The organism is Bradyrhizobium sp. Leo170 (genome assembly GCF_004296405.1).
Taxonomy (GTDB): domain Bacteria; phylum Pseudomonadota; class Alphaproteobacteria; order Rhizobiales; family Xanthobacteraceae; genus Bradyrhizobium.
In genome coordinates, this window is record NZ_PSRR01000070.1 from 20,358 (window position 1) to 30,415 (window position 10,058).

The 10,058-nt window shown below is 62.4% G+C and carries 15 protein-coding genes; 8 read left to right on the forward strand and 7 right to left on the reverse strand.

The window, feature by feature from the left end; translation table 11 throughout:
- Nucleotides 1–26: 26 nt before the first annotated feature.
- Complete coding sequence (locus CWO89_RS14820) at nt 27–329, reverse strand: hypothetical protein (RefSeq protein ID WP_130579531.1); 303 nt, start codon at nt 327–329, stop codon at nt 27–29.
- 309 nt (nt 330–638) lie between these two features.
- Nucleotides 639–1,328: a DUF2161 domain-containing phosphodiesterase gene (locus tag CWO89_RS14825; protein ID WP_130579532.1), complete on the reverse strand. Its 690-nt coding sequence runs from the start codon at nt 1,326–1,328 to the stop codon at nt 639–641.
- Between the two features lie 192 nt (nt 1,329–1,520).
- Here CWO89_RS14825 and CWO89_RS14830 point away from each other — a divergent pair, with 192 nt between their 5' ends.
- Complete coding sequence (locus tag CWO89_RS14830; RefSeq protein WP_245476305.1) at nt 1,521–2,228, forward strand: hypothetical protein; 708 nt, start codon at nt 1,521–1,523, stop codon at nt 2,226–2,228.
- Between the two features lie 3 nt (nt 2,229–2,231).
- Here the strand turns inward: CWO89_RS14830 and CWO89_RS14835 are convergent, their stop codons facing one another.
- Entirely contained in the window at nt 2,232–2,432 is a 201-nt protein-coding gene (locus tag CWO89_RS14835) for a hypothetical protein (protein WP_130579533.1), read from the reverse strand.
- A gap of 14 nt (nt 2,433–2,446) precedes the next feature.
- On the reverse strand, nt 2,447–3,127 hold the full coding sequence (gene fabG / locus CWO89_RS14840; protein ID WP_130579534.1) for a 3-oxoacyl-ACP reductase FabG: 681 nt from the start codon (nt 3,125–3,127) through the stop codon (nt 2,447–2,449).
- Between the two features lie 124 nt (nt 3,128–3,251).
- Between fabG and CWO89_RS14845 the strand changes: the two genes are divergently transcribed.
- Together CWO89_RS14845 and CWO89_RS14850 are read left to right on the forward strand one after the other, a co-directional pair.
- The gene (locus tag CWO89_RS14845; RefSeq protein ID WP_130579535.1) at nt 3,252–3,962 is read left to right on the forward strand and encodes an SGNH/GDSL hydrolase family protein; all 711 of its coding nucleotides are present in this window, start codon (nt 3,252–3,254) and stop codon (nt 3,960–3,962) included.
- A 177-nt stretch (nt 3,963–4,139) separates the two neighbouring features.
- Nucleotides 4,140–4,277: a hypothetical protein gene (locus CWO89_RS14850; RefSeq protein WP_245476306.1), complete on the forward strand. Its 138-nt coding sequence runs from the start codon at nt 4,140–4,142 to the stop codon at nt 4,275–4,277.
- Here the strand turns inward: CWO89_RS14850 and CWO89_RS14855 are convergent.
- Nucleotides 4,274–5,023, reverse strand: coding sequence for a tyrosine-protein phosphatase (locus CWO89_RS14855; RefSeq protein ID WP_130579536.1), 750 nt, complete (start codon nt 5,021–5,023; stop codon nt 4,274–4,276). The two genes, CWO89_RS14850 and CWO89_RS14855, sit on opposite strands and share 4 nt — an antisense overlap.
- Nucleotides 5,024–5,124: 101 nt before the next feature.
- Here CWO89_RS14855 and CWO89_RS14860 point away from each other — a divergent pair, with 101 nt between their 5' ends.
- A complete protein-coding gene (locus CWO89_RS14860) occupies nt 5,125–5,439 on the forward strand; it encodes an MliC family protein (protein WP_130579537.1) in 315 nt (104 codons plus the stop codon).
- Nucleotides 5,440–5,529: 90 nt separating this feature from the next.
- Here CWO89_RS14860 and CWO89_RS14865 read toward each other — a convergent pair whose 3' ends face one another.
- Complete coding sequence (locus CWO89_RS14865; RefSeq protein WP_130579538.1) at nt 5,530–5,730, reverse strand: DUF2735 domain-containing protein; 201 nt, start codon at nt 5,728–5,730, stop codon at nt 5,530–5,532.
- Nucleotides 5,731–6,278: 548 nt separating this feature from the next.
- Here CWO89_RS14865 and CWO89_RS14870 point away from each other — a divergent pair.
- The 3 genes from CWO89_RS14870 to CWO89_RS14880 all read left to right on the forward strand — a co-directional run bounded on the left by CWO89_RS14870 (nt 6,279) and on the right by CWO89_RS14880 (nt 8,917).
- Nucleotides 6,279–7,313, forward strand: a complete 1,035-nt coding sequence (locus CWO89_RS14870) for a glutamine synthetase beta-grasp domain-containing protein (RefSeq protein WP_130579539.1) — start codon at nt 6,279–6,281, stop codon at nt 7,311–7,313.
- A 266-nt stretch (nt 7,314–7,579) separates the two neighbouring features.
- Nucleotides 7,580–8,224 (forward strand): GrlR family regulatory protein, encoded by a 645-nt coding sequence (locus CWO89_RS14875; RefSeq protein WP_165421155.1) that lies wholly within the window; start codon nt 7,580–7,582, stop codon nt 8,222–8,224.
- Between the two features lie 6 nt (nt 8,225–8,230).
- Nucleotides 8,231–8,917, forward strand: coding sequence for a substrate-binding domain-containing protein (locus tag CWO89_RS14880; RefSeq protein ID WP_130579541.1), 687 nt, complete (start codon nt 8,231–8,233; stop codon nt 8,915–8,917).
- Between the two features lie 109 nt (nt 8,918–9,026).
- Here the strand turns inward: CWO89_RS14880 and CWO89_RS45855 are convergent, their stop codons facing one another.
- The gene (locus tag CWO89_RS45855; protein ID WP_165421153.1) at nt 9,027–9,227 is read right to left on the reverse strand and encodes a hypothetical protein; all 201 of its coding nucleotides are present in this window, start codon (nt 9,225–9,227) and stop codon (nt 9,027–9,029) included.
- A 117-nt stretch (nt 9,228–9,344) separates the two neighbouring features.
- Between CWO89_RS45855 and CWO89_RS14885 the strand changes: the two genes are divergently transcribed.
- A complete protein-coding gene (locus CWO89_RS14885) occupies nt 9,345–10,055 on the forward strand; it encodes a GDSL-type esterase/lipase family protein (protein WP_165421154.1) in 711 nt (236 codons plus the stop codon).
- The last annotated feature ends 3 nt before the right edge of the window (nt 10,056–10,058 follow it).

Consider the following 10,058-nt stretch of genomic DNA (forward strand, 5'->3'; position numbering starts at 1 on the left):
CAGATGAACGAGTTGCCAATCGCAGTTCAGGTGCCGGTGCGCTTGTCGTTACCGAACCGCCGGACCACGCGCCGCTCGACCACGACCGCGCGCTGCGCGCCTTGCTCGCCCGTGATCACACGGGTCGCCGATCTTACGCTGGTTCGCGCCGTCTTCTTCACCTCAGCCAGCACGTCCTCGTAAGGAAGGCCCATCAAGGCGGACGCGATCTCGGCCTGCTGCTCGAGGTCGTCGGTGATGCCGACGGCGGCGAAGATCGCTTCCTCCAGCGTCGGCGGATCGCGCCTCACGCGTCGGGGACCATATTTCGTTTGCCAGTCTTCGCTCATCGGGGCCTCGCTGGGAGCGCGACGACGGTTCCATGAATCGTCATCCGCCCGCCTCTTCGTTTTGAGCATGATCTCCGCGCAAACCCTTCGTGTCTGTCGCGAGGAAAAACCGGTAGCTACTTTTTCCGGATCATGCCTGGGCCGGATCATGCCTGGGCCGGATACCTAGGCGCCATATTGTTGCATTGCAATATGAAACTGACATGGCAATCCAGCCATGCACGGTAGACTTTCTCAAGTTTACCCCGACTCATCGCGCGATCGTTACCGGTTATGCACCGCAATCGTGCGTCGCTCGGCCGTCGTCACTCACATCGAGGCCGCCGTTTCGATAGCTGCGGAATCAACGGGCGGCTGCGGCCAGCGTTGCAACGCGGCGCGGCCTGCGTCGGTCAGCACATAGATCCCGCGCTCGGCGCGGTCGAACCAGCCGTAAACATTATGCAGCAGGATCTTGCCGGCATCCGGAATATCGACCCGGAGCTCGCGCACGCGCCGTGGTCCATTGGCGAGGGCCGACGCGCAGGCAAGCGCCTGCTGGCGGTAGGCGGTCATGATCGGCGAGCGCGTGCTGCCGCCCATCACGGGATCGCCCTTGCGGCGATTGTGCTCGGCAACCAGGCGCGAGCGCTTCTTCGGATCGCGGCGCGGCGCCGTGGTCGGCGGCTTCACCAGCACCTCGACCTCGCCGGCGCCGGTCACTCCCAGCATGCCGAAGCCGAGGCGGCGGCAGAGATTGCGGTAGCGCGCGTCGCTTTCGCGGCCCTTGCCGCGCGTCGATAATTTGGCGGCGATCCAGATCTCGTCGCAGGCGCCGGCGCGACCGACCGCCTGCAGGATCAGTTCCAGGTTGAAGGTGAGCTTCAGCTCACCGACCACGACGACCGGCGGATCGTCGCCGCTCAGCGCCACCAGGTCGCAGCCGCCGATCTCGCCCTTCACCGTGAAGCCGAGCTGTTCGAGGAACCGTTTGACGGGCAGATAGAGCGAGGTTTCCACGCGCAAGACTCCAGCCGCGGAATGCCGCGACTCAATTTCGAGGAGTCTACCGCAAAGCGTTTGCCGGGACGGTGGCAAAACGGTTAGTCTTGGTGCGGGACGACTAGACCAAATGGCGATCGGTGAGCCTGCGCGAGCAAACGGTCCGCGCGGGAACTGGTTGCGTTTGTCGCGTGAGAAGCAGGCGCCAGGGTGCTGCAGGGACTGTACAAATTCTCGTTCAGGACAGCGCGGGGCACTGGCTGCGGCGTGATGTTCGCAACCGCCTCCGGCAAGTTCTATGGCGGCAATTCCGGTTCGTCCTTCATCGGCAGCTACACGGAGGAAGGCGGCATCATCTCGTCCGAGGTGAAGATGACGCGCCACAACCACGATCCGGACTATGTGCCGATGTTCCCGGTCGACAACATCGTCATGACCTTCAAGGGTACGCACAAGGGCGACGAGGTTCATTTCGAAGGCGGGACCTCCGCCTTGCCCGGCATCGTGTTCACGGCAATCCTGACCCCGATCAACGACAAGGATGCGCCTGCGCCTGGCAGGGTCGGACCCGACGGCATCGGCAACGGGCTCTATTCCATCCACATTCGCATGCTTGATGGACTCGACGGCGGCAACACCGGCGTGATGATGCTGCATGACGGCCGCATCTGGGGCGGCGATGCTTATTTCGACTATATCGGCGCCTACACCGCCGCGAATGGCCGGTGGAAGGGCGAGATCGTCAATCGCGAGCATACGCCGAGCCTGGGCGAGCGGCCGCTGTTCGGCCGCCACGAAGTCGGCATTGGCTTCTCCGGCACCTACGATTCCGAAGGCGCCGAGGCTGAAGCCACTGCGCTCGCCGGCAAACGCAGCGTCCGCTTCAAGGCGGTCCTGAAGAAGCTGGTGGAGGCGTGAGGGTCAAAGGTCTCGACATCTGCCCGCGCGATAGGCGCTGATTGCTTCAGTGGCTAACGGATCAAGCTTGCCCGCGCGGGCGTTGCGCTCGATTTCCATATCGAAGCTGCCGGCATCGAATGCTTCAAACCATGCTCGAAAGCGCGCCAGCTCTCCAAGAGGGAGTTGCTCAACGGCTTGTGCAATGTCTTTGGCGGTCTTCATCTCGAAAACCTTTGCTAAACGCGCCCATTCACCGGCAACAGCGCGCCGGTGACTGCGCTGGCTGCGTCGCTGGCGAGGAACAGGATGACGTCGGCGAGTTCCTTTGGCGCCACCCATTTTGAGAAATCCGCCTTCGGCATGCTGGCGCGGTTGGCGGCGGTGTCGATGATCGAAGGCAGCACGGCGTTGACCGTGATCCTGCCCTTGTGCTCGGCGGCGAGCGCTTCGGTCAGGCGGTGCACGCCGGATTTCGAAGCCGCATAGGCGCCCATGCCGGCACCGGCCTGCAGTGCACCGAGCGCGCCGATATTGATGATACGCGCGGCGCTGGACGCAAGAAGGTGCGGGATCGCCGCGCGCGAGGCGTTGAGCGCGGTCGTGACGTTGAGCGCATACATCCGCTGCCAGGTTGCGGGATCGCCGTCTGAGACCGTCTCGAAGGCAAAGCCGCCGGCGATGTTGATGAGCGCGTCGAGCCGGCCGAAATGTGTCGCCGCCGTGTCGATCGCCTTTTTCGCCTGGGCTGCATCGGTCAGATCAACGCCGCCGAGCTCAATCCGGCTCGACGTCGGCGAAAGCGATGACGGCGCGTGATCAATGCCGGCCACGCATGCGCCGCGCGCCAGGGCTTCCTCAACGACCACCTTGCCGAGCGCACCGGACGCGCCGGTGATGACAATAACTTTTCCGTTCATGAGACAGCTCCGCACTACCCGGGCAGACAGACTAAACTCAGCAGAAATTCATTTGCAATGCCGGCAAAACCGTCGCGAAATAGGCATTCAACGTTAAATAGCAATCAATTTGTGAGGCTCCAAAATGGTTGACAATTTTGCAGATGCCGAATTGCCCGATCAGTTGATCGCCTTCAGGTATCCGCTGCCACGCCCGGCCGAGGCGCTTCGGCACGGCGGGCCGCTCAAGATCATCGCGATGGGATCATCATCGACCGCTGGTAGGGAAGATGTCTTGCCTTATCCATATTGGCTGGAAATGTATCTGAGGCGCGCCAGCGATAATCCAAGGATCGATGTGCTCAACAGGGGGGTAGGCGGCCAAGAGGCGATCGAAGAACTAGATCGCTTCGATTCGGACATTTTCGCCGAAGCACCGGCACCGTCACTGGTGATCTGGCAGGTCGGCACCAACGCCGTCTTCCACAAGGAGAAGTACAACGTCGACGACGTCGCGGCGAAAATTGCCGTCGGTGTCGACCGGCTTCGTGCCCATGCAGGCCAGATGGACGTGCTGCTGATCGATCCGCAACATGTCCCGGCGATGTTGATCGACGACAAGGCGGAGCTTTCCGAGCGCATGGTCTCGCTGATCGCCGCAGTGGCAGAGCGGGCAGGAGTCAATGTGTTTCGCCGCTGGGCGCTGATGCAGCATTGGCATGCGCAGAACAATATCGGTTTCGATCGTATGCTCGACCCGACCGATCCCGATCGATTGCATCAGAGCGACGGCAGCACGCTCCGGATCTCTAGGGGTCTTACGGATGCTATTCGGAAAGCTGCCGCCGTAGCGTAGCCGTCTACGTAGGACTACGGTCTCGCCCTTGATCGGTAAAATTTGCCGGACTTCTGTAAGTCGATTGCAGAATCCGTTCGCTAGAAGCGAGGTCCCATCATGGCAGGGGATCAGACCATGGGAAACTTACCCGATCACGGTTTACCGCTCGTTCAGCTTAAGGAGCAGCGGCGGGACTTGGTCGTCGCGCTGCAGAATCGCGCCGGTCCGGTCAGCGGCTGGGAGTTGATGCAGATCGCGGCCGTACAGCAGGCGATCTCGGCCTTCGAGGAGGTCATCGCCGACCTCGACGCCGAGCTGGAAGCGGCTGCTTAGAGCTTGTCGAGATAGAGCGCGGAGAGTTGCGCGCGCTCAGCCTCGCCGATGCCAAGTCCGTCGCGGACATAATTGTCGAGGCCGCCGTAATCGGCGTTGATGGCCTCGAACGACGTGGCCAGGAAGGCCGCCCGCACCGTGCCGATCACCTGCAGGACACTGTCGGGCAGATCGCTGGTCACGATGGGATCGCGCCGATAGAAGCGGTTGGTCAGCAGATAGTCTTCGGAGATCACCTCATCGGGAACGCCGAGCGTGTGCAGGATCAGCGCGCAGGCGAAGCCGGTGCGGTCCTTGCCGGCGCTGCAATGGATGACGAGCGGCGCGCGGTCCTCCAACAGATGCGCAAACAGTGCGCGGAAGCGCGGCGTGTTCTCCTGCACATAGCTCCGGTAGGAATCGCGCATCACCTCGATGGCGTCATTCTCGGTCGGCGGACTGCCGCTGGCGGCGATGGCGCGCAGCGCGGCGATCACCGTTGGTTCGACAGGGAGCGAATGCACGGTGATCTCGGCGACCCCGCACAGCCCCTCGGCGCGCTCCTCGCGGCCACGGAAATCGAAGGCGCTGCGGACGCCGAGGCCGCGGACCACTGCGACATCGTCGTCGGTGAGGCGGCCGAGATGGTTGGAGCGAAAGATCTGGCGCCAACGGACGCTGCGGCCGTCGCGCGTGGTGTAGCCGCCGAGGTCGCGGAAATTGCTGGCGCCGGCGAGATTGAAATGTCGGGCAGGGGAATCTTGCATCGGGCTGACTTAAGCAATCTTCTACGGCAAGCAGATGACCGGATAAGAGATGGTGCGCATCCCGCGCTCGTCTATACTCAAGCTGGCTCCGGGGGCGAAGCATGAATCATCGGCAGGCAGCGATTTTTGCGGTGGTCTTGGTGGCGGGAACCCTCGCCGGCAGGTCGCAAGCCTCGGCCCAGAGCACGTTCCGGAACTATCGCTGTGCTGACGGCACGCAGTTCATCGTGGGATTTTTCCAGTACGATTCCCGCGCCCATCTGCAACTCGACGGCAAGGCGGTGACGCTGTTGAAGCGGCTGACCGTGTCAGGCTCGCGCTACTCCGGCGGCGGCGTTACGCTGAGGATCACCAAAGCCGGCCTCGCCACGCTCAAGCACGCCACGCGGCCGGCCACGGCCTGCGAGCTGGCATGAAAAAGGGCCGAAACGCGCTCGCTCCGACCCTTTTCTACGCTACCGATCCCCGACATTCCCGTCGGGACGTTATCCGACATCCACCCGGCATTAGTGGTCACGCGTTGGCTTGGATTCCTCGATAGCCGCTTGGTGGTACCAGCTACCGCTGCAATCGGCCTTGTTCACCTGTGAGGCGGCAATCTCGAGCGCCGACTTGGTCTCACCGTAGCGGTGTCCCGCGATGGAGGCCCGGCCGCCGACCGGAAATTGGTAGATCTTGGCAGATCCCTGATTCAAACCCGAATTCATGTGATTCTCTCCTCTCATCGGAGCTGCGATCCTCCATGGTGCGCCCGACTTGTTCTCGTGTGGTTACCCGGACCTGCGATATCAGCCGTGCCCCGCTCGGATGCAAGATGATCAAAAAAAGTCACTAGATGATCATTCTGTAGGCATTTTCGGTTTTGCTTCGCGTGAGGCACTAAGCAGATGGCTAACTCGTAAGCCGCGGCGAAGGTTGCGGGTGCGGGGCGGCGCATCCAAGGAAAGTTGCTTGGGCGTGCCAAGGCTTTAATCGGACCGCAGGCACCTAGCCAAAATTGCCGGAGAATCAGGCGCCGGTTACCGCCTCAAAGGGTCATTTGGCCGCCTGACGCGCATGCCAGCCGCGCTTCTATGTCGCAGCGAAAATGGCGTCTCGCCGTCTGGACTTTTCCCCAGAGGCTCGCTCCCGCACTGCAGCGATTGGCATTCAAATTGCTTGGTAGATTCTTGGCCGATGGTGGCCGGGTACGCGTGGGGCAAGACCGGCTGGCTTTTCGGCCCCTCGCGTTTTGCATCATCAACAGAGAGGCTCAATGACCAAGTACAAGCTCGAGTATATTTGGCTCGACGGGTATACGCCGACACCGAATTTGCGCGGCAAGACTCAGATCAAGGAATTTGCGTCGTTTCCGACGCTCGAGCAGCTTCCGCTCTGGGGCTTCGATGGCTCCTCCACCATGCAGGCTGAAGGCCACAGCTCCGATTGCGTGCTGAAGCCGGTCGCCGTCTATCCGGACGCTGCGCGCACCAACGGCGCGCTCGTGATGTGCGAAGTCATGATGCCCGATGGCGTCACCCCGCATCCGTCCAACAAGCGCGCCACCATTCTCGATGACGCCGGCGCCTGGTTCGGCTTTGAGCAGGAATATTTCTTCTACAAGGACGGCCGTCCGCTGGGCTTCCCCTCGAGCGGCTATCCCGCTCCGCAGGGCCCGTACTACACCGGCGTCGGCTACAAGAACGTCGGCGATGTCGCCCGCAAGATCGTGGAAGAGCATCTTGACCTCTGCCTCGCCGCCGGTATCAACCACGAAGGCATCAACGCCGAAGTGGCGAAGGGCCAGTGGGAATTCCAGATCTTCGGCAAGGGCTCCAAGACCGCTGCTGATCAGATGTGGATGGCGCGCTATCTGATGCTGCGCCTCACCGAGAGCTATGGCATCGACATCGAGTTCCACTGCAAGCCGCTCGGCGACACCGACTGGAACGGCTCCGGCATGCACGCCAACTTCTCGACCCAGTACATGCGCGAAGTCGGCGGCAAGGAGTACTTCGAGGCGCTGATGGAAGCCTTCAAGGCCAACCGCGCTGACCACATCGCGGTCTACGGTCCGGACAACCATATGCGCCTGACCGGCAAGCACGAGACGGCCTCGATCGATACCTTCTCTTACGGCGTCGCCGACCGCGGCGCTTCGATCCGCGTTCCGCACTCCTTCGTCAACAACAGCTACAAGGGCTATCTGGAAGATCGCCGTCCGAACTCCCAAGGCGACCCCTACCAGATCGCTTCGCAGATCCTGAAGACCGTCGCTCAGGTCCCGACCGGCAAGAAGGCCGCGGCCTAAGACGCTCCCGGCCCGGGCTGGGGGCGCCCGGGGCCGCAATCAAGTCCGCCAAAGCCGTCTGGCTTTGGCGGACTTTCGCATTTTAGTGGCATTGGACTGGTTGCACTTCCGAACCGTCCACACGCTTTGTTCAGCGCAAGCCGGTATCGACCTCACCGAAAGCGCGCTAGACTTGGTCTGGATGGCGCAGGCCGGGGACCGACGTGGGTTTCGGAGGCTTCTATAAGGTCAGATTTCAGCTCAACGATGCGGTCGGCCGCAGCGTGATGCATGCGCACGACGGCAAGATGCTCGGCGGCAATTCGGCCTTCGCCCATATCGGCACTTACGAGGAAAGCGGCGACGATGTCTCGGTTGTGGTCAGGACCGTGCGCCACAATCCGGATCCCAACTATCCCGCCATGGCCGGCACCGATGATGCGACGCTGGTGGCGCAGGGCCGGCCCAATGGTGACACCTATCGCTTCGAGGGAGGGTTGCGGGAGGTGCCAGGCGTCCCGTTTCAGGCAGTGCTGACGCCGATCGAGGAGCAGGAGATTCCGATCGCCGGCGGCGTCGGCGAGGGCGGGATCGCCAACGGCCTCTATTCCATCGATCTTCGTCTGCTGGATGGGGTCTCAGGCGGCCTGACCGGCGTGATGCTGCTCAAGGATGGCCGCATCGTCGGCGGTGACGCGTGCTTCTATTATCTTGGTACCTACTTCTCGGAGAATGGCCGCTGGAAAGGCCAGATCCTCAACCAGGAGCACACACCGGCGAGGGGCGAGAATCCGGTCTTCGGCGGCCACGAAGTCGGTATCGGCTTTTCCGGCACCTGTGATGACGAGGGAGCGGTGCTGGAAGCAACCGCGCTCGCCGGCAAGCGCAGCCTGCGATTGACGGCAGTGCTGAAGCTGATGCGCCGCCTGTAAGACGCGATGCCAGACACCATTCGCCTGCTCTCTACGCTGGCGCTGAAAGGCGCAGTTGCCAATCTTGCCGGACTGTATGAGGCGTCCAACGACGTACGGATCGACGCCGATTTCGCGCCGACATTGGCGCTGCTCGACCGGATCAGGCGCGGCGAGGGCGCCGACATCCTCATCCTGACGCAAGAGGGGCTCGCCGAGCTCGTGCGGGAAGGACGCGTGGCCGCGGAGAGCTGCGTCGATCTCGCGCGCTCCTATGTCGGCATCGCCGTGAAGGCCGGAGCCATTCATCCCGACATCACCAGCGAGGCGGCATTGCGCGCGACGCTGCTGGCTGCGCGCTCGGTGGCTTATTCGCGGATCGGCGCCAGCGGCATTTTCTTCGCGCAACTGATCGAGCGCTTAGGCATCGCGGCCGAGATCAACGCGCGTGCGACCATTATTCCGTCGGGATTCACCGCGGAGCGGCTCATCACTGATGAGGCCGATCTCGCCGTGCAGCAGATCAGCGAATTGAAGCAGGTTGCGGGCATCGAGGTCGTCGGCGCAATTCCGCGCGAGTTGCAGACGCCGGCGGTGTTCTCAGCGGGCCGCATGATTGGCTCGGAGAAGGCGGGGCAGGCCGACCGGCTGCGGCGCTATCTCGCTTCCGCCAAGGTCGCGCCGATGCTGCGCGAGTCGGGGCTTGAGCCTTGATGTATCACGGTGGACGCTGCGCTGACCCGCCATCGCGTTGCTGCGAACTTTAGGTTGTGCAATGCTCGTGGCATTCATTGGAGGGAATGCCATGGCCAAGAAGCGGAAATCAGCCGGCGGCAAAACGCCATTCCACGCCGTCGTCGAGAAAATCCAGAATCGCAGCATCAGCGATGCCGACATTTCGAATTTCTTTGTCGTCCAGCCCAATCCGCGGCGGCCATTCGATTTCACGGTCGGTTTGAACCGCTCCGCCGTTGATTTTCAGGGCATCGAGAAATCCGCCAAGCTGGCCGACGCCCTTGCGCATGATGCGTCGATTGGCCGAGATGAAAAGCTTGCTCCGACCACGCCACCGAAGGGTTTTGGTCGCAAGGTCCCGGTTGTCGCCGAGGGCGATTCATGGTTTCGGCTGCCGCCGCTGGTCATGCCGCCCACGCTGATTGACGTGCTCCAGCAAAGTTACGTCTATCCCATCAGCAATCTGGCGCATTGGGGAGATACGCTCACGGAAATGATCCAGGCCGGCCAGTTCTGGCCCGCGCTGATCTCCGGGGAGGCGGATACGTTTCTGTTTTCCGGCGGAGGAAACGACATGCTTGGCGGCGATGCCGGCATCGCGCGCTTCCTCAATCTGTTCGATCCCGATCACGCCAATCCGTCGGATGCCGCCTACTACGTCAAGCCGGAATTCTACGCAAACCTCAAGCTGGTCCTGCAGGACTACGAGTCCCTGATCCAGCGCGTCCATCTGCGCGCGCCTGATGTGATCATGGTCGGCCACGGCTACGACTACGCGATCCCGCGCAGCAGCGGCCCCTGGATCGGAAATGGCATGATGTTCGTGGGACTCGACCCGACCTTTCAGGCCGACCTCTGCCAGGCGATCATGCGCATCATGACCGATGCCTTCAACAAGGGGCTTGCGGGCTTCGCCGCGACCTATTCGAATTATCGTTTTGTCGACCTGCGCGGGGTGGTCGGCAAGAACGAGTGGCGCGACGAGTTGCATCCGACGGCCGCCGGCGCCGCAAAGACCGCCGCCCGATTTGATGCGATGCTGAAGAGCCTGCCCAAGTCCGGCACGTTCGAGACGCCGGCGATTGCGTCGCGCGCGCTGTTCGGGCGGGCCGCCTAGTGG

Bases quoted from the DNA above. Each gene is read 5' to 3' on its own strand.
- CWO89_RS14820 (WP_130579531.1), bottom strand. From the start codon at position 329: ATGAGCGAAGACTGGCAAACGAAATATGGTCCCCGACGCGTGAGGCGC.
- CWO89_RS14835 (WP_130579533.1), bottom strand. From the start codon at position 2,432: ATGAAGACCGCCAAAGACATTGCACAAGCCGTTGAGCAACTCCCTCTT.
- fabG (WP_130579534.1), bottom strand. From the start codon at position 3,127: ATGAACGGAAAAGTTATTGTCATCACCGGCGCGTCCGGTGCGCTCGGC.
- CWO89_RS14845 (WP_130579535.1), top strand. From the start codon at position 3,252: ATGGTTGACAATTTTGCAGATGCCGAATTGCCCGATCAGTTGATCGCC.
- CWO89_RS14855 (WP_130579536.1), bottom strand. From the start codon at position 5,023: ATGCAAGATTCCCCTGCCCGACATTTCAATCTCGCCGGCGCCAGCAAT.
- CWO89_RS14860 (WP_130579537.1), top strand. From the start codon at position 5,125: ATGAATCATCGGCAGGCAGCGATTTTTGCGGTGGTCTTGGTGGCGGGA.
- CWO89_RS14865 (WP_130579538.1), bottom strand. From the start codon at position 5,730: ATGAATTCGGGTTTGAATCAGGGATCTGCCAAGATCTACCAATTTCCG.
- CWO89_RS14870 (WP_130579539.1), top strand. From the start codon at position 6,279: ATGACCAAGTACAAGCTCGAGTATATTTGGCTCGACGGGTATACGCCG.
- CWO89_RS14875 (WP_165421155.1), top strand. From the start codon at position 7,580: ATGCATGCGCACGACGGCAAGATGCTCGGCGGCAATTCGGCCTTCGCC.
- CWO89_RS14880 (WP_130579541.1), top strand. From the start codon at position 8,231: ATGCCAGACACCATTCGCCTGCTCTCTACGCTGGCGCTGAAAGGCGCA.
- CWO89_RS45855 (WP_165421153.1), bottom strand. From the start codon at position 9,227: ATGCGCAAGGGCGTCGGCCAGCTTGGCGGATTTCTCGATGCCCTGAAA.
- CWO89_RS14885 (WP_165421154.1), top strand. From the start codon at position 9,345: ATGCCGCCCACGCTGATTGACGTGCTCCAGCAAAGTTACGTCTATCCC.